Raw genomic sequence first — 24,195 nt, 5'->3', positions numbered from 1 at the left:
GCATACGGAACAAGTCGTATGCCGCTGGGCCGGCTTCGCAGGTCACGGCTGGCAGGCGACCTCCTGGAAGTGCCCTGGCGTGCTCGGGTAGGCCGGGCCCGAGCCGTGGCCGTTGATGTCCGCCGTGTAGACGAGCGCCAGCTCGACGAAGGCCGAGGTGCCCGCTGTCGTCACGTCCGTCACGTCGCGGCCCGCCCCCGACGCCCACGCGAGCTGCTGGAGGAAGGCCAGCAGGTCCGGCGACATCTGGCGGATGTCGTTGAAGCCGCCGTAGGCCGCGTTGCAGTGGGTGTAGAGGTTGTAGACGCCGCTCCAGTCGATGAGGCGGTCGCCGGGGTTCGGCCCGTTGGCGGCCACATCGCCCTGCATGACGTCCCGGTCCCAACCGCCATAGAGCCAGTCGGTGCCCTGGTGATGGTTGTTGTCGGCGACGTCGCCGTCGTGCGTGTCGGTCATCTCGAACCACAGGCACGGGTCGTTGGTGACCGGGTTGTTCTTCTTCGTGCCGGTCGTCGTCGGCCAGTCCTGCGAGGTGCACGAGCTGGAGCCGCCGCGCGGCCGGAGGTCGATGACATCCGAGCCGAGGATGTCCTGCTTGGCCGGGTCGGACTCGCCGCGCCCACCGAAGACGTGGTCGACGAAGCGGTCGTTGTCGCCGCGGGACGCCGGGTCGAAGCTGCCGTCCGTGCGGCAGTCGGACGCGGCCGCGTCGAGGGTCGGGTCGCAGCCGCGGCCGCCCCAGAGCACGTCCTCGCCGTCACCGCCGAAGACGTTGTCGCCGCCGCTGTCCCCGTTGGCCACGTCGTCACCGAAGCCGGCGTGGATGCGGTCCGCATCCGGTCCGCCCCGGATCAGGTCGCGTCCGCCCTCGGTCAGGCCGGGGTGCGACATGGCCTCGCCGGTGGAGGCGCCGAGCCACTGGTCGCCGTCGACGTCGTGCAGCAGGTCCACGCGCCGGTCGTAGTCCCCGCGGCGGAAGCCGGCGAAGGTCTCCATCGGCGGGTTCTTCAGGGTGTGGGTGAACTGCTGCGGCTGGTCGCCCTCGCTCAGGTGCTGGTTGACGATGCCGCCACGGTCGCCGAGGATCGCGTCGCGACCCGCATCACCTCTGATCCGGTCGTCACCGAGCTCGCCGTAGAGGTCGTCGTCGCCGTCGCCACCTGAGATGACGTCGTTGCCGTCCTGGCCCCAGATGCCGTCGTTGCCGCCGTCCCCCCAGATCCGGTCGTTGCCGAACGCACCGGTGGTCTCGCACGTGGTGGCAGTGGCGGCCGAGAGGCAGAACCGTGTGCTCGGACCCGGCAGCGCCGGGTCGTGCGTCCGCGACCGCGTGGCATCCGCCGGGACGGCGCCGTCCGGGTAGCGGTCGGTGTAGACCCGCTCCGTCAGCGCGCCCGGGCTGCCCTGCAGCGTGCGCAGGAGCGAGCCGTTGTCGCCGTGTGCCACGTCGTCGGCGCCGTTGCCCTCGATGATGTCGCCACCGTCGCGGTAGTCGGGCGTCGGCGTGCCTCCGACGATGTCGTCCTGGCCGTGCGTCGTGCTCGTGCCGACGAGGACCGCTCCGCTGCTCGGCGTGCCCGGCCACGATGCCACGAGGGCGGTCGCGGGCGTGCCGTGCTCGGACGCCGCGCCGAAGGGCAGGTCGCCGAACAGGCTGTCGGCTCCCCCGTTGCCCTCGACGTAGTCCGCGTGCGCGTCGCCGGTGATGACGTCGTCGCCGTCCTGGCCGAGCAGGACGTCCACACCGTCGCCGCCGGACAACCGGTCGCCGCCGAACCGGGTCGCAGGCGGAGCGGTGAGGTAGCCGCTGCCCACACTCCGGTCCCACGCCTCGATGCGGCGCGGCGCCATGGCGGTGCCGCCCGCGCTGCCCAGCCGGACGGTGACCGAGGAGGGCGCCTCGGCGTCCGCCGGTCGCAGGATGCGCCCGTTGTCGCCCAGGGACACGTCGTCACCGGGGCCGCCGAAGAGCGCGTCCGCGGCGTCACCCTGTCCGGCCGTCGTCTCCGTCGTCTCCGTCGTCTCCGCCGTTCCGCCGGACGGGTCCGAGCTGCCGCCGACGAGGTCGTCGTCGCCCGCGTTGCCCTCGACCCAGTCCGTCCCCGGGCCGCCCTCGGCGTAGTCGTCGGCAGCGTTGCCCATGATCCGGTCGTCTCCGCGCTGGCCGAGGATGACGTCCTCGTCTCCGCCACCGTAGATCTCGTCCGCACCCCAGTTGCCTGCGGTGTTCGTCGGGTCGAGATCGAGCAGCTGCACGGCGTGGTTGGCCGCGAAGCCGCGCATCCGCGTCACCGGGGTCGTCTCGGCATCGATCACCCCGGTCACGAGGATCGCATTGTCCCCCGTGATGAGGTCCGGTCCGGCGTCGCCGAAGAGGACGTCACCGGCGTCGGGGCGGCCGATGCCGGAGCTCGCCACCTGGAAGGAGCCGCCGACGACCTGGTCCTCACCCGCGTCGCCGTGGATGGTGTCGGAGTCGTTGTTGCCCTCGAGGTGGTCGTCGTCGTTGCCGCCGTTGACCTGGTCGTCACCCAGACCGCCGTAGGCCGTGTCGGTGCCGTCGCCGCCGTGGATCACGTCGCCGCGACCAGCCGTGGCCGGTGTGCCGACGAGGTCGAACGGGATGGCCTTCGCGTCGCCCGGGTTGAGTGGGTCGTCGACGGTGCCGTTGTCGCCGATGAGCCGGTCGGCCCCGGTGTCACCGGACAGGATGTCGCCGGCGTCCGGGTCCGCTGCCGGGCCGGTATCGGACCGGCCCGCGTGGCGCGTGCCGCCGTAGACGAGGTCGTCGCCGTCGCCACCGCTCGCGCGGTCGGCACCGTCGTTGCCCTCGATGATGTCCGTGCCGACCTGGCCGTAGAGCTCGTCCTCGTCGTCGTTGCCGAAGACGCGGTCGTGGCCGGCCTCGCCGTAGGCGCGGTCGTTGTCGGAGCCGCCCCACACGCCGTCGTCGCCGTCTCCGCCGAAGAGGACGTCATGGCCCTCCTGGCCACAGACGAAGTCCGCTGAACCGGCCGCGAGGACCCGGTCGCGTGCGCCACCCGCCGAGATGGTGTCGACGCCGGCCCCACCGAGGATGAGGTCGTTGCCGTCGCCCGTGCCGGCCGACGTGCCTTCCGCCACCGGATCGGACGCCACGGGTGAGCCGTCGCGGCACGTCTCGTCCGGGGCGGGCGCCACGCTGACGTCCCTCAGGGTGTCCCCGAAGACCTTCGCGGGCCCGTCGCCGCCGAGGATGTGGTCGTTGCCCTTGCCGCCGACGAGCGTCTTGTCCGACGGCGCGGTGTTCGGCGGGAGGGGCAGGTGCCGGACCGCCCTGAAGTCACCGAAGCTGACGCCCTCGATGACGTCCGGTCCGCGCGGGTTGCCCTTCTCGTCGAGGCCGCGTGCGCCGACCTCGCTGGGTTCGGCGATGACGTAGTCGTTGCCGGGGCCGCCGAAGACCTCGTCGCTGCCGTAGCCGCCGACCAGCGCGTCGGGACCGCTGCCGCCTCGGAGGCGGGCCTTCTCGTTCTTCTTCGAGTGGCTCGTGACGATGTCCTCGGCGTTGCTGCCGTAGACCTCGTCGTTGCCGGTGCCGGTCTCGATGATGTTGGGGACGGCCTTGCCGTCCTTGACCGTCAGGGTGTCGGCCGGCCCCGGGTCGTCGACGCCGAACGTCGTCTCGGTCGAGGCGAAGATGACGTCCTTGGCACTGCCACCAGCGATGCTGTCGCTGCCGAGGTCGCCGATGAGGGTGTTGCCCTTCGACGTGATGGTGCCGCCCTTGCCGTCCGAGCGGTCCGAGGCGACACCGATCTTGTCGTCGCCGGGGCCGCCGTTGGCCCGGTTGGTGCCCAGGCCGACGCTGATGATGTCGATCCCGGTGCCGGTCTGCGCCCCGGTGGTGGGGTCGGTCGCCAGCTTGGTCCAGTCGATGAGCTTGTCGAGACCGACCGTCTCGTCGCCGTGGTTCTCCTTGTCGACGGCGTTGACCGTGACGGTCTGGCTGAGCTCCGGCGTGCCGAGCGTGCCGTCACCCGAGACGAAGTCGTCTCCCTCGCCCGTCGAGATGGCGTCGGCGCCGTCACCACCGGCAACTCGGGCCACCTTGCCCACGACGTCCGCGGTGACGACGCGGTCGTCGCCCTTGCCGCTGTCGACCCAGGACGAGCCGGTGCCCGTCTGGATCTGGTCCGCGTGGTCGGACCCGATGACGATGGCGTCCCTGCTGAAGACCGTGAGGTCCGCTGCCGTCGTCGGGTTGTTCGGCTTCGAGTCCTTCTTGCCGTCCCCGACGAAGCTGACGATGAGCGGTGCCGGGGAGCCGCGCCCGTCGACGACGACGCGCTGCAGGTTCGGGTCGAGGTAGTCACGTCGCTCACCGAGCATCTGCACTGAGAAGCCGTCGAAGTCCGGGTTGGTGCCTGCGTCGTCGCCGGTCTTCTGGGCGAAGTGCAGCTGCGTCACCTTGACGGTGTCCGCCTCGGTGTCCGCCGTGTTGCCCCAAGGAGCGCCGCGGACGCCGTCGGTGCCGAACTTGCCGGCGAAGACGACGAGGGTCGTCCCGACCGTGCCGCCGAGCCGTGGGGGCGGCGGGTCACAGTCCGGTTGCACGGTGAAGTCGAGCAGGGTGATGTCCGCCAGCGTGAACGAGAAGCTCGTGCTGAACGGCGAGAACCCGATGGTGATGTAGACGCGCAGGAAGAGACTGAGCCGTCCCGTGGTCGTGAAGAGACAGATCGGGTTGTTGATCGCTGCCTTGAGGAACTCGCTGACGCGGAACTTCCCGTCGTTGTTCGGGTCGTTCCAGTGGAAGCCGATGGTCAGGTGCAGTCCGCCCTCGATGCCCACCTCGATGATGAGCGCCGTGACGGAGGCGCCCGCCGCGATCTCCCCGTCGAGCCGGACGACGGGGACCGGCTTGCCGCTGCTGTCGGTCGTCTTGAAGTAGAGGCCGTCGAGGATCTTCAGGGCGTCGACCTGGTCCTTGGACTGGGCCGCCTCCACCGCATAGCGGATGCCCGCCGTGTCGAGACCTGCCATGAACCGCAGGGACACGGAGGCCGATCCCGACAGGGTGACCATGACCGGCGGCGGCGCATAGACCGGCCCGAACGACTGACGCCAGGTGAAGCCCAACGTCAGCGGACCGCTGTCGAACTCCACGAGGGCGACGTCGCTGCCCATGAGGACACCGAAGATCGAGGCAGGGCTGTCGAGGATCGGGAAGGTGAAGCCCGACTTGTTGGCGGACCCTTCGCCGCCTCCGGTGCCGAAGACGGTGCCCTGGCCACCCTTGGTGTTGAGCTCGCCCTTGAGGGCGTCTCCGGTCTTGGTGGTGGGGTCCTTGACCACGAGGGAGTCCGCGCTCGTCGGCGAGACGCTCGTCGTCAGGGCCTTGTCACCGGGCACGCTGAAGGCGCCGACGTCGATGAGGCAGCTCGCGCCCTCGCACTTCGGCATGTTGTTCACCAGCGTGACGAGCGCCGTGATCCGCTCGACGAACTCCAGGTCGGGACCGCCGGCAAGGGTGTTGAACGCCTTGGCCAGCGTGATGAGGCTGACGTCCCCGCCTCCGGCCAGCTTGCTCAGGTCGGAGAGCACCGGGATCGGGGCGTAGAGCGTGTCGATCACCGGCTGGATGGGCCCGGTCACCGACTTGATCTTGTTGAGCACCGGTCTCAGCAGTTGCGAGAAGAAGCCTCCGGCGTCGAGCTTGACGTCCTTGAAGTCGATCTTCGGTGCGCCGAGGCTGGCGAGGTCCTTGTTGGTGAAGCCCCACTCGAGGAAGAAGTTCGCCTGGACTCCCGGCAGGACGGACGATGCGCTCGCCTTGACGATCCAGTCGGCCTTGATGGCGGCCGTGAGCTTGATGTCGAAGAGCTTCGCCGGATCGACACTGCCGAAGTCGGCGATGGTCAGCTTGGAGGTCGCTGTCTCGCTGGCGTCGCCCGACTGGACGTCGATCATGAAGGCCCCGGCGAAGAGCGGCACGCTGCCGTTGTTCTTCTTCACCTCGATGTCGAGGAAGGCCAGCTCGGCCTGCATCGTGGGGGGCATGTCGAAGCGTGCCCCGACCTGGAACTCGGGAGCGGCCGCGTCGTGGGTGTAGACGTAGAAGCCCTGGTCCTTGTCGATCGCGGCCTTGAGGTGCAGCTGCAGCCCCAGCCCGTAGGTGATGGCGTCGGCGTCGCCGGCCCGCAGGGCGAGCCCCGGGATGCCGATGTCGAGGGGCAGGGTGTCCCCGTCGCCGAGGCAGCCTGTCCCGGCCTTGCAGCCGAGCGTCGTGTCGACCTCGCCGATGTTGAGGTCGATGGTGATGTTGACGCCCTCGATGTCGGTGGCGACGCACGCCTCGAGGTCCGGCTTGGTGGTCACGTGGTCATAGGCGGCCGGAGCAGTCGGGTCCTTGTCGACGTAGGTCTGGGTCGCACCGTCCGCTGCATTGACGACCTTGACCAGCCCGAAGTCCGTGCCGTTCTGGCGGAGGATCTTGTACTTCGTGGCCCCGGTCACCGAAGGCCAGGTCAGCGTGTTGAAGTGGTCGTTGTCGAGCGCCGTCCACGAGGTGCTTGCCGACCCCTCGGCCGATCGCACCGTGTCGCCGGTGTTGCCCGTGCCGTCGCCCTGGCTGGCGACGATGCGGTAGGTCCACGTCGCGTTGCTCCCGCCGTCATCAGGGGTCGGCGTCACGCTCGGGGCCGCGGCTGGCTCCAGCTTGGCCGAGCACTCGAAGCCGACCTCGACGTTGGTGTTGTCCAGCCCTGCGTCGGCGATCGCCTTGGCGATCTGGGTGTTGAGGTAGTCGCGAGCCTCGGCAGCAGTGGCCGGGATGGACCCCAGCTCCGCCTTGAGCTCGGCCCGCAGCGCAGCGATCTTGTCCGCGCCCTGCTGGAGGTCCTTGCCGACGAAGAGCAGCTTGCCCTCGAAGGTGGCCAGGCGCATGGCCTGCTCCAGCTTCTCGAGGTAGCCGTCGAGGCCCGGCTTGATCTGGGTGAAGTCCGCGACGGCACTGGCCAGGGCGGCGGCCAGGCCATCGGGTGCCTGGAACCGCGGCACCGCGGGATCGCTGGGCAGGACACCGGTGAAGGTGGTGAGGTCGGCGACGTTGCCCGAGTCGGGCAGCCGCAGTCGCGCGGGCGACCCGAGCGACGTCGTCACACCGGCGATGGTGGCGGTGAGGGGGATGCGAGCGCACACCGCGAGCGGCGTGTTGAGGGTCTCGCCGCAGGTGACCTGGGTGGGGTCGTTGCTCGCGTTGAGGGTCGCGCCCAGGTCGCCGAGGAAGGTGCTGAACGAGACCGGCGTGTTGGTCGGGGCACTGTTCTTGGCGAGGTCGAGGCTCACGTTGGCCCGCACCGTGGCGGGGTCGGGGCCGGTGCCCGCCGAGATGGTGAGCGGGCCGAGGGTTCCGCTGGCGGTCCCGTCGAAGCGGGCGTCGGCGAGGACGCTGATCTTCGAGTTGTCGAGGATCTTGAGCGAGCTCGCATCGGTCGCGCCGGGCCCTGCGGCGAGGGGGACGACGACGCCGACGTCGATCGTGCCTTCCACCGCGACCTTGCCGGTCCCCGATGCCGAGGCCGTCACCAACGTGTCGTCACCCAGGTCGAGGCGCACTGGCGACGAGGCGGTGTACGTGCGTTGCCAGTCGAAGTCGAGCACGACGCTCGGCGTCGCCCCGTCGAGGTAGGCGAACTTCAAGCTGTTGGTGCCGAGTCGCTTGTTGAGGAAGGAGACGAGGTCCTGCATGTTCTGCGGCGGGTGCGCCGACATGGCGTCGATGGCGTCGTCGAGCGGCGACCGGAAGGTGTAGGCGGCCCCCGTCGCCGGCTTGTTCGCCCACGGTTTCGACACGGTCAGCGTGCTGCCCCCGTTGGTCGACGTGACCACGGCGACCTGGGTGCCGACGACGACGGAGCGCCCGGCCAGGGTCGTGGGGAAGGTGCGGTTGGTGTCGGTGAGGGTGTCCGCGCCATAGCTGACGCCCGGGCCCTCGCCCGACAGGTCGCGCCGCAGGAGGTCGCGCAGCGACGTACCGGCGCCGGGGATCTCGGTGCTGAAGATCCCGGTGGGGCCACCGGGCTGCGCCTCGGCGAGCTGGGCCGCGAGGGTCTGCAGCGTCTTGAGGACGATGGCGAAGAGCTCCGCCTGGGACCCCGGCTTGAAGTCGAGGGCGAGGATCTTGTCGAGGTCACTGAGGTCGAACTGCGGCCCGTCCGACCCCGAGGACTTGGTCAGGTCGGCCCACGTCGCCTTCGCCGTGAGCTTGGCGCCGCCCGGGAAGAACGCGCCTGCCTCGGGGACCGACACCTTGAGGTCGCCGAAGGCCCGGACGTTGACGGCGACGTCGAGCAGGTCGCCGGCTTGGCTGGGGCCGGTCGGCGTCGCGGTCACCAGGCCCTTGAACAGGTCCCGCAGCCTCAGGTCGTGCTGCGCGTCGCCGGCCTGCTTGAGTCCGATGGTCACCATGTTGCCGGTCGTTGAGCCGGAGCAGTCCGGGGCGGCCGTGCGGTTGCAGACGAGCAGGTCGCCCTCGAGTCGCACCTGGAAGAAGCCGGCGTTGGCCGTCAGGTCGACCTTCGTCTCGATCGGGAAGTCGGCCTTGAGCAGCGGCACACCCGTGCGGATCATCACCCGGTCGGCGCCGAGCGGCAGCGACGTCACCTCGGTCTTGAACGTGCCGGACTCCAGGGTGAACGGGCAGGCCTTCGTGTTGCCCTCGAAGCCGACGCACTCGGCCCCGGTCCTCGGCTTCTGCAGGTCGAGCACCAGGGTCAGGTCGGCGGTGAACGAGGGGGTGACCTTGGCGAAGGTCTGGGCCGCGTTGGCCTTGAGGATGCCCTGTCGTGGACCGTCGGCGGGGCTACCGGCCGGCAGCTTGCTCAGGCCGTCGCCGAAGGTGACGGCGCCGAGCTGGGCCTCTGGCCCGAGGATGACGAACGGCGTGGTGTCGGCCGGCTGCCCGCCGATCCAGTCGGTCGCCAGGGTGAGGGAGGTCGCGGTGTTGGCGGCGACCTCGCCGGCAGACGTGCCGGCCACGACGCGCATGCCGATCCACTGGCCGGGCTCCCAGGCCGTGCCGTCGGAGATGCTGAGGCCGTCGGCCGTGTAGCTGGCCCCGGGCTTCGAGACCTTGGCCGCGCCGGCATCCATGGGCACGGGTGAGGACGGCGCCGCCTTCGTCATGGTCAGGTGGAAGGAGAGCTTGCTCGTCGTGGGGTTCCAGTCGAGGCCGTCGACCGGGATCCCAGCCGCCTTGAGCTTCGTGATGAGGTCCTGGAGGGAGGTGAACTTCGGGTTGCCCACCGTGCTCGCGTCGAAGCCGGGCGGAGCCGGCTGGCTCGGGTCGGGGGCCTGCACGACATTGGCCTTGAGGAAGGCCAGGAGCACCTCGTTGGCCTTGACGGCGTCGGAGACGGTGCCGCGCAGGAACGGCAGGTCGAGGTCACCGACGATCGCCGTGCCTGGCCCCGAGCCGTCGGCGTCGAACTTCGCCTTCTGGATGCCGGTGAGCGCGGTGGCGACTTGGGCGAGCCCGTCGGCGAGGTCGCGCAGGCTCATGTTCTGGAACTTGCCGACGACCGATTCGAGGTTCGGTGCGGAGATGACGGGGGTGCCCGTGGAGATGTTCGGCCAGGCGACGCCGACGGTCGCGGAGAAGGTCGGGAAGGACGATCCCAGCCCGCTGGCGTCCGCGTTGACCGTGAGCGTGCCGCTGACGGATCCCGGCGTTCCGGGGTCGCTCGGTGAGCCGGTCGGGTCGAGGCCCGCGGTGACGAGCCCCTGGAGGGACCCCTCCGCTGCGAGCTCGCCGTCGCCGGTCCCGCTCTCGTCGAAGGCGAGCCGTCCGTCGTTGTTGGGGTCGCTGACCTGGGCGAAGGCGTGTGCCTTGACGACGAAGTCGGTGCTGGTCAGGCTCACGTCGAGGATGCCGAGGGCGGCCTTCGCCGCCGCGGACAGGGTCGCGGAGGCGTCGACGTCCACGCGGGGAGCGTGGAGCGCATCGCTCGCGAGGTGGACGCGGTCGGTGGCCGGCCCGGTCCAGACGGCCGAGAACGTCATGGACGCCTCGACGGCCACGGTGACGCCGGTCGGAGCGGACAGCTCCACCTTGGGCTCGGCCGAGCTGATGGTGAGTGCCTGGTTGCTGACCGTGCGCGTGATCGTGAGGCCCACGTTGACGCGCTTGCCGTCGGCCAGGTCCTCGACGGCCACGTCGAGGGTCGCGTTGCGTCCGGCGGACAGGGCGAAGGTGGCGTCCGCGCCGTCGAGAGCAGCCCAGGTCGTCATCCCGGTGAGCCGGTCGGCGACACCCTTCTGGACGAGGTCGTCGAGGCCCGCCAGCCCGCCCGGACTGGCGCTGACGAACGGAATCGGCTGGCCGAAGGCACCGATGGCGGCCAGCCCCTCCGTCCAGGTGGCGAGGTTCTCGGTCGCGCTGCCGCCGCCGAGGAACGCGACGACGTCGCTGACGCCCGGATCGGGGTCTGCCGCTTGCGCCGGCACCTGCGGTCCCAGCCCCCAGCCGGTGATCAACACCGCCGCTGTCATCGCACCGATGAGACGGTTGACGGACCTGCGCACCATCGCTCGCACCCCCATGAGCGTCCCGCCGGCCCGGTGGAGGTGGGCCGATTCACGGGTCGCGACAACCATTCAAGTTAGCGACGTGCTCAGCGCGTGTCCGACGTTTCGGAGAAAACCACCCGAGCTGTCGTATGCCGCTGGGCTCGCTTCCGGACGAATGCGGTCTTTTCGGGCGGGTGTGCTGGGTCTGAGACCAGCTCGTCCTGGCGGTCGAGCCTGCGCAGGAGGTGCGCCCGGGCCGCCCATCCCTCCAGACCAGACGGAGTGCTCGCGGCCTCGCGTGGCAGGATCGGCGCCATGGCCAAGGAGTTCAGAGTCAGCCGCTCGACCACCGTCGCGGCGCCGCCGGAGCGCATCCTGCCGCTCCTCACCGACCTGCGACAGTGGCAGCGGTGGTCGCCGTGGGAGGGCCTCGACCCCCATCTGGAGCGCACCTACGCCGGGGCTGACTCCGGCGTCGGAGCCGTCTACGGCTGGCGGGGCAACAGCAAAGCGGGCCAGGGGAAGATGGAGATCGTCGAGGCGACGCCGGACCGCGTCGGCGTCGACCTCGTCTTCGCCGCCCCGATGCAGGCCCACAACCGCGTCGACTTCCTGCTCACCCCCGCCGACGGTGGCACGCGGGTCGAGTGGGTCATGACGGGTCCGCAGAACGCCGTCATGCGGCTGATGAGCAAGCTCTACTCGATGGAGAAGATGATCGGCCCGGACCTCGAGAAGGGGCTGCGGCAGCTCAAGCAGGCAGCCGAGTCCGCGTGAGCAGCGACTCCGGCCTGCGGATCCGGCGCGCCACCCGTGCGGACGTGGCTGCCATCGTCGCGCTCTTGGCCGACGACCCCTTGGGCAGTGCCCGCGAGAGCCTCGACGACCTGACCGTCTATGCAGCCGCGTTCGAGAAGGTGGCGGGCGACCCGGGCCAGCACCTCGTCGTCGCCGAGCGAGATGGCGTCGTCGTCGCGACCCTGCAGCTCAGCGTCATCCCGGGCCTGTCCCGCCGCGGGGCGACGCGCTCCATCATCGAGGGCGTGCGCGTCGCGTCGACCGAACGTGGCACCGGTCTGGGCACGGAGCTCGTCAGGTGGGCGGTGGAGGAGTCGCGCCGGCTGGGGGCCGGGCTCGTCCAGCTCACCTCCGACGCCTCCCGCACCGACGCGCACCGCTTCTATGAGCGGCTCGGCTTCGTCGGGTCCCACGTGGGGTTCAAGCTCGTGCTCTGACGCCGGTGCCCATCGAGCGGGGCCGCGCCCTCAGAAGATGCGGACCCGCTCCTCCTCCGGCAGCCACAGTCCGTCGCCGGCCTGCACGTCGAACGCCTCGTGGAACTCCGAGAGGTTGCGGACGGCATTGCCGCGCATGTCCAGGGGCGCGTGCGGGTCGACGGCCAGCAGCCGGATCGCCTCCGCCTCGCGGGCCTTGCCCTTCCAGACCTGGGCCCAGCCCAGGAAGAAGCGCTGCGGTCCACTGAAGCCATCCAGCTCCGGCATGCCGGCCTCCTCGGTGGCGATGCGGTAGGCCCGGTAGCCGATCTGCAGTCCGCCGAGGTCGCCGATGTTCTCCCCGACGGTGAGCGCGCCGTTGACCTTGTGCTTCGGGTCGAGCCCCTCGGGGGTGTAGCTGCTGAACTGCTCGATGAGCCGGTGGGCCAACGCGTCGAAGCGCTCGCGGTCCTCCTCGCTCCACCAGTCACGCAGCGCGCCGGTGCCGTCGTAGCGCGATCCCTGGTCGTCGAAGCCGTGCCCGATCTCGTGTCCGATGACTGCACCGATGGCCCCGTAGTTCACGGCGTCGTCGGCCCCGAGGTCGAAGAAGGGCGGCTGGAGGATGGCTGCGGGGAAGACGATCTCGTTCATCGTCGGCATGTAGTAGGCATTGACCGTCTGCGGCAGCATGAACCACTCGGTCCGGTCGATCGGCTTGCCGAGCTTGGCGAAGTTGCGGTCGACCTCGAACTGCGTCGACCGACAGACGTTCCCGACGAGGTCCGCCGGGTCGATCGGGATCGAGGAGTAGTCCCGCCACACCTCCGGGTAGCCGATCTTGGCGACGAAGCGCTCGAGCTTGTCGAGTGCCTCCTTCCGGGTGTCCTCGCCCATCCACTCGAGGGAGGTGAACGACCGCCGGAACGCCTCGACGAGGTTGGCGACGAGGTGCTGCATCCGCTCCTTGGCGGCCGGCGGGAACCAGCGCTCGGCATACAGCTGCCCGACCGCCTCCCCCAGGGAGTTCTCGACGACGGCGACCCCGCGCTTCCACCGCTCCTGGTTCTCCGGCTGGCCGGAGACCGTGCGCCCGTAGAAGTCGAAGTCCTCGTCCACGATGGCCCGGGGCAGCAGGGCCGCGAAGGTGCTCACCACATGGAAGGTGAGCCAGGCCTGCCAGTCCGCGACGGGCACGTCGCGGAGCAGCTCGCCGAGGCCGGTGACGAAGCTCGGCTGCCGGACGACCACCTTGGGCACCGACCCCTCAGGGGCCTCCATCGCCTGCAACCAGGCGTGCCAAGGGAACCCGGGCGCCAGCTGCTCTGCTTCCTCGAGCGTGTAGGTGTTGTAGGTCTTGACGGCATCCCGGCTCGCGACGGTGTCCCAGTGATGCCCCGCGATGCGCGTCTCGAGGGCGAGGATGCGGGCGGCCTTGTCGGCGGCCTCGGGCACCCCTGCGAGGCCGAGGAGCCGCTCGACGTGGGCCACGTAGGCCGTGCGGATCTCGGCATAGGCCTCGTCCCGGTAGTAGGACTCGTCCGGCAGCCCGAGGCCAGCCTGCTCGAGATAGACGGCGTAGTCCTCGGGCGCGCGCTGGTCCGGGCTGACGTAGAGCGCGAGCAGGCCGGTGACGCCGACGCGGTGCAGCCGACCGAGGCTCGTGGCGAGCGCCTCCGCCGTGTCGATGGCGGCGACCTCGGCGAGGAGTGGCAGCAGCGGCGCCAGGCCGAGCTCCTCGACGCGCTCGGTGTCCATGAAGCTCGTGAAGAGGTCACCCACCTGGCGCTGCGGGGTGCTCGCCGCCGCGGTCGGATCGGCGGCGGCCTCCTCGATGAGGGCGTGCACGCGGGCGGTCGACTGCTCGCGCAGGAGGTCGAAGCTGCCGAAGCGCGCGCGGTCCGCCGGGATCTCGGTCGTGTCGAGCCAGGTCCCGTTGGCGAACCGGAAGAGGTTGTCCTGTGCCCGGACCGAGCGGTCAAGACTGGCAAGGTCGATGCCGGAGCGCGGGGTCACGGGGTCTCCTTGGGGAATGGGCCGGGTCGGTGCCGCGTGGGGGATCGTGCGGGCTTCCCTACCGTATGCCGCTGGGCTGGCGGGCGCTCGCGCGCCACCTCCCAGCCCTCCTCCCCCTCAGTCCCTGGCGCGGCCCCGACCGCCCGCGACCAGCCCGATGAGTCCCACGAGGAGCAGGAGACCACCGAAGGAGCCGAAGGCCATGGGTCCCATCATGCGCAGGTCGAGGTCTGCTCCGGCGAGGTTGCTCACGAGCACGTAGCCCGCGACGATGAGGCTGAGCAGGCCCACCATGATCGTCACCGGGAGCGGCCCCCGCCGGACGGTGACGAGCCCCTGGCGCGGCGGCGACCACGCCGGCGCCGGTGACGTGCTCGGTTGCGGCAGGACGGGGCGGGTCTCGACGTCCGTGTCGCCGTCAGGGCGCACCACGTCGTCGGGGACGGGCGTGGTGGGCTCGACCCTGAAGGGGGTGTGGCCGGCGGGCGCCTGCGGCTGCTCGGCGGGGTCGTGCTGGGTCATGGCCGGTCCTGTGATCTCGAGGTGTTGAGTATCGGGCTTGACGATGTGCTGGGTCTCGTCGCGATGGCGATCGGTCATGATCGGTCCCCCGTCCGGATCGTGATCTGCCCGAGGGCGACCTCGGTCTCCACGATGATCTCCTCTGGAGCGTCCGAAGGCCCGTAGGTGAACGTGTCGTCCAGCGCCGTGCCGCCGCGCGTGGTCTGGACGCCCCCGTCGTTGCTGTCCTGGGCGACGATCTCGCCGGCGCGGCTGCGCGCGTGGACCGTGACTCTCACGTCCTCCGGGACGATGAGGTTGAGCTCTCCCATCCCGACGGTGGCGACCACCTTCTCCACGCCCGGCCCGGCGAAGTCGGCGCCGGTCAGGTCGACGTCGAGCCGCCCCAGTCCGATCTGGTAGGCCTGCTCGCCTTGCAGGGTGGTCGGCTGGTAGTGCCGCTCGCCGGCCGAGAAGGGCTGGGTCAGTCCGTGCGGCATCACGGTGGCGAAGAGGGAGGACGCCATCGCGGCCACCGCGAAGGGGGCGAGCCAGCCCGCCCGGCGCCCGGCGATCCCGGAGACGAGGATGCCCAGGCCGAGGACGGTCAGGCCGCCCGCGATCCCGACAGCGACGTGACTGCCCTGCCAGGCCAGCCGGTCGGCGACGGAGTGCAGGAAGACGCCCGCGAGGATCGCGGCGCCGAGGACGAGCAGGCCGCCGGCGAAGCCGATCCCCCTGGTGCGTTCCGCGGGCGGGGTCGGCACGGAGACGGACAGGGGCGCCACGTTCGGCTGGCCGGTGGGAGGCGGCCAGCTCCCGACTCCGGCATTCGCGGCGGCGTTGCCCGTCGACATCGTTCCTGGTGCCACAGGACCCGTCGACGTCGGGGCCGCTGACGAGCCCGAGGGGGCTGGCTGCCCGGTCGATGGGGCGGAAGGGCTCTTGACCGACCTCAACAGGTCACGGCCGGCGTCCGTGTGGGTGAGGAACCACCACGCTCCAGCGACGAGGACCGCAAAACCGAGGAAGCGGATGCCGCCGTTGTCGTTCGTGAACCAGGGCCCGCCGCCGAAGACGATGATCCCCGTGACGATGAGCAGGAAGATCGAGTGTCCCTCACCGTGCTTGATCGCCTGCTCCAGGGGGATGCGGCCACGCTCGTCCGGGAGGAACAGCCAGAGGAGGAAGTAGAGGGACAGGCCGATGCCGAAGACCATGCCGAGGAGGATGAACCCCGCACGGACGACGAGCGGGTCGATGCCGAGCCGGCGAGCGACCCCCGCGGCGACCCCGGCGAACCAGCGGCCGTCGGACGCGCGAGCGATGCCGAGGCGGCGCAGGCTGTCATAGAGGCCGTCGAGGCCTGATGCCTTGCGGTTGGGGTCGGTCTGGTGCTTCATGGCTCAACTCTCACCCCGGACGGCAGGAGCAGCCATGCGGGTCGACCCTGAAGCGACCCTGACGGACCCCTCAAAGGCGCCTCGGATGGTCGCCCACAGGCGCTCCGGTGGGTCAGGATGGACGCGTGACGACGAGTACGCAGCCGACCGAGCCGGTGCACCGCCCTCCGGTGCTGCAGCTCGGCCCGCCGCGGCCCCCTCTCGTCCGGCCGACGACGGGTCGCGTCGTCGGCGGGGTCGCGGCCGGCCTCGCGGTGCACCTCGGTGTGCCGGTCAAGTTCGTCAGGATCGGCTTCCTCGCCGCCTGCCTGCCCTTCGGCGCCGGCCTGGCCGTCTACGTCTTCCTCTGGGCCACGATGCGCGAGGGCATCCTCGACCCGGCGCCGTCCCCCGTCGACCCGGCCCAGACCGCCCAGCCGGCCGGCACCGCGGGGACCACCGGATCCGCCGGATCCGCCGCGCCGACCGCAGCTCCTGGTGAGCGCGCCCCCACGCTGAGGTCCGTCAAGACCTGGCTCCGCAGCGGCAACGAGGCCGTCGTCGTGGCCCTCCTCGGCGTCCTTGCCCTCGCGATCGCGGCCGCTCTCTGGATGGGCAGCGCCGGCATCGGCATCGAGCCGCAGGTGCTCCTGCCGATCGTCGTCATCGCCGTCGGTGCCGTCTTCTTCTGGTCGCAGCTCGACGACGCCGACCCGATCGGCACCCGCCGGCCCATCCAGTGGATCTGGCTCGTCGTCGGCCTCGGCCTGACGACCCTGGGCCTCGTCGGGCTGCTCGTCGGGCAGACCGACATGGGCCAGATCTGGCAGGTCGCCGGCGCGGTGCTGGCCGCTCTGGTCGGGGTCGCGGTGCTGGCCGCCCCGTGGATCCTGCGTCTCTGGAGCAACCTGCGCCAGGAGCAGGCTGCGCGGATCCGCGCGACCGAGCGGGCCGACATCGCCGCCCACCTGCACGACTCGGTCCTGCAGACCCTCGCCCTGATCCAGCGACGTGCCGCCGACCCTGTGGTGGTGGCGCGCCTCGCCCGGGCGCAGGAGCGCCAGCTGCGGTCCTACCTCTACGACGAGGACGCGCGGGCCGGCACCCTCGGCGCCGCTCTCACCGCCGCGCTCGACGAGATCGAGGACCTGCACGGCGTGCCGGTGGAGCTCGTCGTCACCGGCGACCGGTCGATGGACGAGCACCTCGACGCGCTGGTCAAGGCCGTCCGCGAGGCGGCCTGGAACGCCGTGCGCCACGGTGAGCCGCCCGTGACCGCCTATGTCGAGGTGGGCCCCACGGCGATCGAGGCCTTCGTCCGCGACCACGGCGCCGGCTTCGACCTGGCGGACGTCCCCGACGACCGGGCCGGTGTGCGAGAGTCGATCATCGGGCGCATGGAGCGGCACGGCGGCACGGCGACGATCCGCCGTCGCTCCGGCGGCACCGAGATCGAGCTCTGCCTGCCCGTCGAGACCCCGGCGTCGACCGAGCCGACTCCCCCGACACCATCCCAGCCCGAGGAAGAGAAGGCATGAACCAGCAGCGGACGATCCGCATCGTCCTCGTCGACGACCACCACATGTTCCGCACCGGGGTGCGAGCCGAGCTGACGAGCACAGCCGGCCCAGCGGCATACGGCCTCGACATCGTCGGTGAGGCAGGAGCCGTCGAGTCCGCCACCGAGGTGATCAAGCAGACCCGGCCCGACGTCGTCCTGCTCGACGTCCACATCCCCGGGGGCGACGGGCACGGCGGCGCCGACGTCATCCGGGCATGCGCCGGCGTGCAGACCGAGGCCGGGCAGCCGGTGCGCTTCCTCGCCCTGTCGGTGTCGGATGCCGCCGAGGACGTCATCGCGGTCATCCGCGCGGGGGCCCGCGGCTACGTCACGAAGACCATCAGTGCGAACGACCTGCTCACGGCCATCGGGCGGGTCGCCGAGGGGGACGCCGTCTTCAGCCCGCGCCTCGCCGGCTTCGTCCTCGACGCGTTCGGCGCGGCCGCGGGCGAGGTCGCCGAGATCGACGAGGAGCTCGACCGGCTCTCAGCGCGGGAGCGCGAGGTGATGCGCCTCATCGCCCGCGGCTACCAGTACAAGGAGGTCGCCAAGGAGCTGTTCATCTCGGTCAAGACGGTCGAGACGCACGTCAGCTCGGTGCTGCGCAAGCTCCAGCTCAGCTCCCGGCACGAGCTGACCGCGTGGGCGATGGGCCGCCGGCTCCTCTGACGGCCGAGCCCTCAGGCGAGGACGCGCCGGAGGGCCTCCACCATGATCTCCGGCGCGTCGGTGTGCACCCAGTGCGCCGCCCCCTTGATGGTGAACTGACGGGCCAGCGGGAAGTAGCGCCGCATCGTCTCGGCGTCCTCGCGGTCGATGTAGGGCGAGTCCCCACCGGCCACCCACAGGACCGGGCCCGGATACGGCGCCAACCCGTCGACCGACGAGGGCCAGCCGGCGATCCGCGACTCGTGCCCCAGAGCCGCGTCGGCGGCGATGAGGTCGAGGTTGACCTGCCAACGCCACTGCGACCGCCCGTCGACCCGCTCGGAGCGGAGGTTCTGCAGCAGGAAGGCCTTGACGCCCGGGTCCGACTCGTCGAAACGGGCCTCTGCGTCCGACCGGCTCCCGATCTCGTCGAGCGGCAGCGAGCGCATCTCGTCGATGTAGCCCTGGAAGCGCTCGAGGGAGCCGTAGTCCTTCGGCGCGATGTCGACGACGACGAGGTGGTCGACGAGGTCGGGGTGCTGGAGGGCGAGGACCATCGCCGTCTTGCCGCCCAGCGAGTGGCCGACGACGGTCCACGACTCCCCCGGCGCGACCTCCTGCAACGTCTGCGCGACGGCATCCGCATAGCCCTCGAAGGAGAACTCGTCCGACCACGGCGACCGTCCGTGGTCGGGCAGGTCGACGAGGAGGCAGCGCGCGTCCGTGCCGTCCGGGCCCGCGAGCGCCTTGGCGATCTGGTTCCAGTTGCGGCCCTGCCCGAAGAGTCCGTGCAGGAACGCGATCCTCGGCCCGGCCGTCCCGACCGACAGCGTGTTCAGCATGCCGCCAGCCTAGGAGCCCGCCGGTGCGGGAGGGCAGCGGGACGCGCGAGCGAGCCCAGCGGCATACGGCCCCGGTGGTGACCTCACCATCCCGGGAACGACGCGTGAGACCGATGTAACCGTGCTTTCACACGAGCGCGACGGGGTGCAACACGGCGTTCCTAGCGTGGGCGACACGCAGGTCCCCCGTCCCTGAGGAGTCCCCGTGAGCACCACCACCCTCCGCCCGACGTCGACGTCGACCGCCCCGAGCCGCTTCCGGCAGCTGACCGCGCCGCGGCGCCGCGTCATCCGCGACTGGGACCCCGAGGACACCGCGGCATGGGAGGCCGGCAACGCCCGGATCGCCCGCCGCAACCTCGTCTGGTCGGTCGCCACCGAGCACGTCGGCTTCTCGATCTGGTCGATCTGGTCGGTCATGGTGCTCTTCATGCCGCAGGCGGTCTACGGTTTCACGCCCGCGGACAAGTTCGTGCTCGTCGCCGTGCCGACGCTCGTCGGGGCGATCCTGCGGATCCCCTACACGATGGCCACCGCGTTCTTCGGCGGCCGCAACTGGGCGATCGTCAGCGGCGTCGCCCTGCTGGCCCCGGCGCTCCTCGCCTGGTGGCTGATGGCCAACCCTGGGCAGCCGCTCGGGGTGTTCCTCGCCGTGGCGGCGCTCGCGGGTCTGGGTGGCGGCAACTTCGCCTCCTCGATGACCAACATCAACGCCTTCTACCCGCAGCGGATGAAGGGCTGGGCCCTGGGACTCAACGCCGGCGGCGGTAACATCGGAGTGCCTGCGGTGCAGGTCGTCGGCCTGCTCGTCATCGCCGCCCTCGGCAACCGCAGGCCCGAGATCGTCTGTGCGACCTACCTCGTCCTCCTCGCAGTCGTCAGCGTCGGCGCGGCCCTCTTCATGGACAACCTCGACCACCAGACGGCCAACCCGCGGGCGATGCTCGAAGTGCTGCGACACGCCGACTCCTGGGTCATCTCGCTGCTCTACATCGGGACGTTCGGCTCGTTCATCGGCTTCGGCTTCGCCTTCGGGCAGGTGCTCAACCAGACCTTCCTCGCCGGGATGACCGGCGGCGCCGCGCCGACCCCGGCGCAGTCCGCGTCGGCGAGCCTGTCGGCCGCGCAGATCGCGTTCGTCGGCCCGCTGCTCGGCTCGCTGACCCGGGTCTGGGGTGGGCGGCTCGCGGACCGTCGCGGCGGGGCCGTGGTCACCCTGTGGACGTTCGTCGGGATGGCCGTGGCCGGGCTCCTCGTGACCCTCGCCGCGCGGGCCGACGACGCCACCGCCGGAGCCGCGACGCCCGGGCAGCTCGCCGGGATCGTCGGCGGGTTCGTGCTCCTCTTCGCGCTGTCCGGAGTCGGCAACGGGTCGGTCTACAAGATGATCCCGGTGCTCTTCGAGGCCAGGTCCCAGTCGATCGTCGGCCCCCACGTCGAGCGCGCGGCGTGGTCCCGGGCCATGTCCGGTGCGCTCATCGGGATCGCCGGTGCCATCGGCGCCCTCGGTGGGGTGCTCATCAACCTGGCGCTGCGGGCGTCCTACCAGGGTCCGGCGCAGTCGGCGACGGCGGCTTTCGTCGCGTTCACCGTGTTCTACGTCGTCGCGGCGGTCGTGACGAAGGTGCGCTACCGATGACGTCGACCCCGTCCCGTATGCCGCTGGGCTCGGTCCCAGCCCCACTCTCCCCGTCGAGTGGCCCGTCGAGTGGCCCGTCGAGTGGCCCAGGTGTGCACAGGCCGGGTGTGGAGACCGGGGCCACTCGAGTGAGTGCCCCGTCGAGTGGCCCCGGTGTGCACAGGCCGGGTGTGGAGACCGGGGCCACTCGAGTGGAGACGCACTGTGCCTACTGCGGGCTCCAGTGCGCCATGACGCTCTCCGGCTCGTCCGCGGCAGACCTGACGGTTTCACCCCGCCGCTTCCCCACCAACCGGGGCGGCCTGTGCCAGAAGGGCTGGACGAGCGCCGAGCTGCTGCGTTCCCCCGCCCGGCTCACCGCTCCCCTGGTCCGCCAGGACGGCGTGCTCCGCGAGGCGTCCTGGGACTCCGCCCTCACGGTCGTGGCCGAGGCCATCGCTTCGACGACGGCGGCGCACGGACCGGACGCGGTCGCCCTCTTCGGAGGGGGTGGTTTGACGAACGAGAAGGCCTACCAGCTCGGGAAGTTCGCGCGAGCGGCGGTCGGGACGTCCCAGGTGGACTACAACGGCCGGTGGTGCATGTCGTCGGCGGCCGCTGCGAGCATCAGGTGCTTCGGGATCGACCGAGGCCTGCCGTTCCCGGTGACGGACCTCGGGTCGGCGCACGCCGTGCTGCTGCTCGGAGCCAACCCGGCCGAGACGATGCCGCCGTTCCTCACCCACCTGCACCGGGCCGCCGAGGCCGGTGGGCTCATGGTCGCTGACCCGCGGACGACGCCCACCGCAGCCAAGGCCCTCGACGGTGGTGGCCTGCACCTCCAGCTGCGGCCGGGCACCGACCTGGCGCTCGCCCTGGGGATGGTGCACATCGCCGTCACCGAGGGCCACGCGGACCGGCGCTACATCGCCTCGCGGACCACGGGGTTCGACGAGCTCTGGACGGTCGCGGCGCAGTGGCTGCCGGAGCGGACCGAGCGCGTCACCGGGGTCGCCGCAACGACGCTCCGGGCGGCCGTGGCCAGGCTGGCCCGCGCCCGCGACACCGAGCGCGGGGCCTACGTCCTCAGCGCCCGAGGGTCGGAGCAGCACGCCAGCGGCACCGACACCGTGACGGCCTGCATCGCCCTGGCACTCGTCCTCGGGCTCCCCGGCGTGCGGGGCGCCGGCTTCGGGACGGTCACCGGGCAGGGCAACGGGCAGGGTGGCCGCGAGCACGGGCAGAAGGCCGACCAGCTGCCCGGCTACCGCTCGATCGCCGACCCCGCGGCACGCGAGCACGTCGCCAACGTCTGGGGCGTGCCGGCCGACTCGCTGCCGGGGCCCGGGCGCAGCGCCTTCGAGCTGCTCGACTCGCTCGGCACGCAAGGCGGTCCACGGGTGCTCATGGTTCACGGATCCAACCCGGTCGTGTCCTCGCCGGATGCCCGGCGAGTCGCCGACCGACTCGCCTCCCTCGACCTGCTCGTCGTGTGCGACGTCGTCCTGTCCGAGACCGCCGAGATGGCCGACGTCGTCCTGCCCGTCCTCCAGTGGGCCGAGGAGGAGGGCACCGTGACCAATCTCGAGGGGCGGGTGCTGAGGCGGCGGCGGGCACTCTCCGCGCCGCCCGGGTGCCGGAGCGAGCTGGAGATCTGGTCAGAGCTCGCTCGCCGCATCGGCTCGCCGGTGGCGCTCGCCGACGATCCGCGGGAGGTGTTCGACGAGCTGCGGCAGGCCTCGGCCGGTGGGGTCGCGGACTACTCGGCCGTGACCTGGGACCGGCTCGACGCCGGGGAGGCCCTGCACTGGCCGTGCACCCCCGAACGGCCGGAGGGGACCCCGCGGCTCTTCCTCGACCGGTTCGGCACGCCCGACGGGAGGGCCCGCTTCGTCGCCGTCGACCACGTCGGTCCCGCCGAGCGTGACGACGCCGTGTTCCCGCTCGTCGCGACCACCGGCCGGGTGCTGGCCCACTACCAGTCGGGGGCGCAGACCCGCCGCGTCGACGAGCTCGTCGAGGCGGCCGGGCCGATGTTCGTCGAGGTGCACCCCGACACGGCCGAGGCAGTCGGCGTCGCGGACGGGTCACGTGCGGTCGTCGTCAGTCGCCGCGGCCGCACCGTGGCGCGGGTGCGGGCGCGGGAGGACCTGCGCCCGGACACGGTCTTCCTCCCCTTCCACTGGCCGGGTGACGGGCGGGCCAACAGCCTGACCAACCCGGCCCTCGACCCGACCAGCCGCATGCCCGAGTTCAAGGCCTGCGCCGTCCGCCTGGAGGCCCTCCCATGACCGAGCTCCCCAACGGACGGGCCCCCTCGATGAGGCGGGTCCTCGTCGTCGGCAACGGGATGGCGGGCGCCCGGTTCGCCGAGGAGCTGCGCCAACGGGACCCCGGCGCGGCACGGTTCGCCATCACCGTCGCCGGCGAGGAGCCCCACGCGGCCTACAACCGGGTGCTGCTCTCCTCCGTCGTCGCCGGCAGCCTCACGGCGCGCGAGACCCGGCTCAAGCCGGACGGCTGGTGGAGTGCCCGCCACATCGAGGTCCGCACCGGCAGCGAAGTGACAGCGGTCGACCTCGTGGCGCGCACCGCGACCCTGGGGACCGGGCCCGCCCGGCCGGACCGCGTCCTCCAGTGGGACGAGCTCGTCCTGGCCACGGGCAGCGTCCCCTTCGTCCCACCGATGGAGGGCGACACCGGGCCGGGGTCCGGCGTGGTCGCCTTCCGCACGATCGACGACTGCCGACGAATCGCGGCCCACATCGGCGCGGCCCGCCACGCCGTCGTCATCGGCGGCGGGCTGCTCGGCCTCGAGGCGGCCCGGGGTCTGCTCGGCAAGGGCGTGGACGTGACCGTGGTCCACGCCGCCGCCGTCCCGATGGAGCGGCAGCTCGACGCGGACGGCGGCGCGGTGCTCGCGCGAGTCGTGCGCGAGCTCGGAGCCCGCCTCCTGCTCAGCAGGTGCGTCGTCGCCCGCCACGCGCCCGCGGGTGCCACCCCGACGGTCACGCTCGACGACGGGACGACGCTCCCGGCGGACCTCGTCGTCGTCTCCGCGGGCGTCCGTCCCCGCGTCGACCTCGCCCGCCGGATCGGGCTCGACGTCGATCGGGGCGTCGTCGTCGACGACCGCCTCGCCACGTCCGCCCCGCGGGTGCACGCGATCGGCGAGTGCTCCCAGCACCGCGGCCTCGTCCCCGGGCTGGTCCAGCCCGGCTGGGACCAGGCCCGGGTCCTCGCCGACGTCCTGAGCGGCGCCGATCCCGATGCCTGCTACGAAGGGACGAGCGTCCTGACCCGGCTCAAGGCACCTGACATCGACCTGACCAGCATGGGCACGATCGAGGTGGGCGTGCACGACCCCGACCACGAGGTCCTCGCCTTCACCGACCCGCAACGGGGCCGCTACGCCAAGCTCGTCCTGGCCGGCGACCGGCTCGTCGGCGCGATCCTGCTCGGGATCGGCGACGCCAGCGGCTCGCTCACCCAGCTCTACGACACCGCGGCGGTCGTCCCGCGGGACCGCCTGGCCCTGATGCTCGGCCGCGCCGTCACGCGAGCATCTGGGCCCGAGCCGGTGAACCTCGCCGAGATGCCGGGCAACACCGTCATCTGCCGCTGCAACACCGTGACCAAGTCCCGCATCGTCGCCGCGCACCGTGACGGCTGCACGACGGTCGACGCCGTGGCCGACTCGACGCGCGCGACGACCGGGTGCGGCAGCTGCACCGCAGCCGTCGCGGGGCTCTGCGCGTGGCTCGACTCCAGCGACCCACCCCAGCACGACCCGCAGGCCCGGCCTGACCCCGTCCCCGCCAGCGCAGAAGGAGCAGCCTGATGTCGACCCCGCCCACCCCCA

Annotated in this window: 12 protein-coding genes; 7 read left to right on the top strand and 5 right to left on the bottom strand. The window is 71.5% G+C overall.

The features are described from left to right. Positions 1-42 precede the first annotated feature (42 nt). The gene (locus tag OO014_RS06580) at positions 43-10,569 is read right to left on the bottom strand and encodes a calcium-binding protein (protein WP_272461493.1); all 10,527 of its coding nucleotides are present in this window, start codon (positions 10,567-10,569) and stop codon (positions 43-45) included. Positions 10,570-10,866: 297 nt separating this feature from the next. Between OO014_RS06580 and OO014_RS06575 the strand changes: the two genes are divergently transcribed. Both OO014_RS06575 and OO014_RS06570 read left to right on the top strand, forming a co-directional pair. Next, complete coding sequence (locus OO014_RS06575) at positions 10,867-11,328, top strand: SRPBCC family protein (RefSeq protein WP_272461492.1); 462 nt, start codon at positions 10,867-10,869, stop codon at positions 11,326-11,328. Next, positions 11,325-11,786, top strand: coding sequence for a GNAT family N-acetyltransferase (locus tag OO014_RS06570; RefSeq protein WP_272461491.1), 462 nt, complete (start codon positions 11,325-11,327; stop codon positions 11,784-11,786). Before OO014_RS06575 ends, OO014_RS06570 begins: the two co-directional genes overlap by 4 nt. Positions 11,787-11,816: 30 nt before the next feature. Here the strand turns inward: OO014_RS06570 and OO014_RS06565 are convergent, their stop codons facing one another. The 3 genes from OO014_RS06565 to OO014_RS06555 form a co-directional block, all read right to left on the bottom strand. After that, on the bottom strand, positions 11,817-13,781 hold the full coding sequence (locus tag OO014_RS06565) for a M13 family metallopeptidase (RefSeq protein WP_272461490.1): 1,965 nt from the start codon (positions 13,779-13,781) through the stop codon (positions 11,817-11,819). Between the two features lie 117 nt (positions 13,782-13,898). After that, entirely contained in the window at positions 13,899-14,381 is a 483-nt protein-coding gene (locus tag OO014_RS06560; protein ID WP_272461489.1) for a hypothetical protein, read from the bottom strand. Further along, positions 14,378-15,685: a PspC domain-containing protein gene (locus OO014_RS06555; protein WP_272461488.1), complete on the bottom strand. Its 1,308-nt coding sequence runs from the start codon at positions 15,683-15,685 to the stop codon at positions 14,378-14,380. Before OO014_RS06555 ends, OO014_RS06560 begins: the two co-directional genes overlap by 4 nt. A gap of 125 nt (positions 15,686-15,810) precedes the next feature. On the opposite strand from OO014_RS06555, the gene OO014_RS06550 reads away from it, so the two are divergent. Both OO014_RS06550 and OO014_RS06545 read left to right on the top strand, forming a co-directional pair. Further along, positions 15,811-17,202 carry an ATP-binding protein gene (locus tag OO014_RS06550; protein ID WP_272461487.1) on the top strand — a complete coding sequence of 464 codons (1,392 nt, stop codon included), beginning with the start codon at positions 15,811-15,813 and terminating at the stop codon, positions 17,200-17,202. Continuing rightward, positions 17,199-17,894 carry a LuxR C-terminal-related transcriptional regulator gene (locus OO014_RS06545; protein WP_272461486.1) on the top strand — a complete coding sequence of 232 codons (696 nt, stop codon included), beginning with the start codon at positions 17,199-17,201 and terminating at the stop codon, positions 17,892-17,894. Before OO014_RS06550 ends, OO014_RS06545 begins: the two co-directional genes overlap by 4 nt. 11 nt (positions 17,895-17,905) lie before the next feature. Here OO014_RS06545 and OO014_RS06540 read toward each other — a convergent pair whose 3' ends face one another. After that, positions 17,906-18,715 carry an alpha/beta fold hydrolase gene (locus OO014_RS06540; protein WP_272461485.1) on the bottom strand — a complete coding sequence of 270 codons (810 nt, stop codon included), beginning with the start codon at positions 18,713-18,715 and terminating at the stop codon, positions 17,906-17,908. Between the two features lie 205 nt (positions 18,716-18,920). On the opposite strand from OO014_RS06540, the gene OO014_RS06535 reads away from it, so the two are divergent. The 3 genes from OO014_RS06535 to OO014_RS06525 all read left to right on the top strand — a co-directional run bounded on the left by OO014_RS06535 (position 18,921) and on the right by OO014_RS06525 (position 24,174). After that, the gene (locus tag OO014_RS06535) at positions 18,921-20,354 is read left to right on the top strand and encodes an MFS transporter (protein ID WP_272461484.1); all 1,434 of its coding nucleotides are present in this window, start codon (positions 18,921-18,923) and stop codon (positions 20,352-20,354) included. Between the two features lie 170 nt (positions 20,355-20,524). Then, on the top strand, positions 20,525-22,624 hold the full coding sequence (locus OO014_RS06530; protein WP_334685034.1) for a molybdopterin oxidoreductase family protein: 2,100 nt from the start codon (positions 20,525-20,527) through the stop codon (positions 22,622-22,624). Further along, positions 22,621-24,174, top strand: a complete 1,554-nt coding sequence (locus OO014_RS06525) for an FAD-dependent oxidoreductase (protein ID WP_272461482.1) — start codon at positions 22,621-22,623, stop codon at positions 24,172-24,174. Before OO014_RS06530 ends, OO014_RS06525 begins: the two co-directional genes overlap by 4 nt. Positions 24,175-24,195 lie beyond the last annotated feature (21 nt).

The sequence above is a fragment of the Intrasporangium calvum genome, from assembly GCF_028446585.1.
Lineage (GTDB): Bacteria > Actinomycetota > Actinomycetes > Actinomycetales > Dermatophilaceae > Intrasporangium > Intrasporangium calvum_A.
The sequence above is the reverse complement of the archived record's forward strand: the minus strand, read 5'-3'. Positions and strand labels throughout refer to the sequence as shown.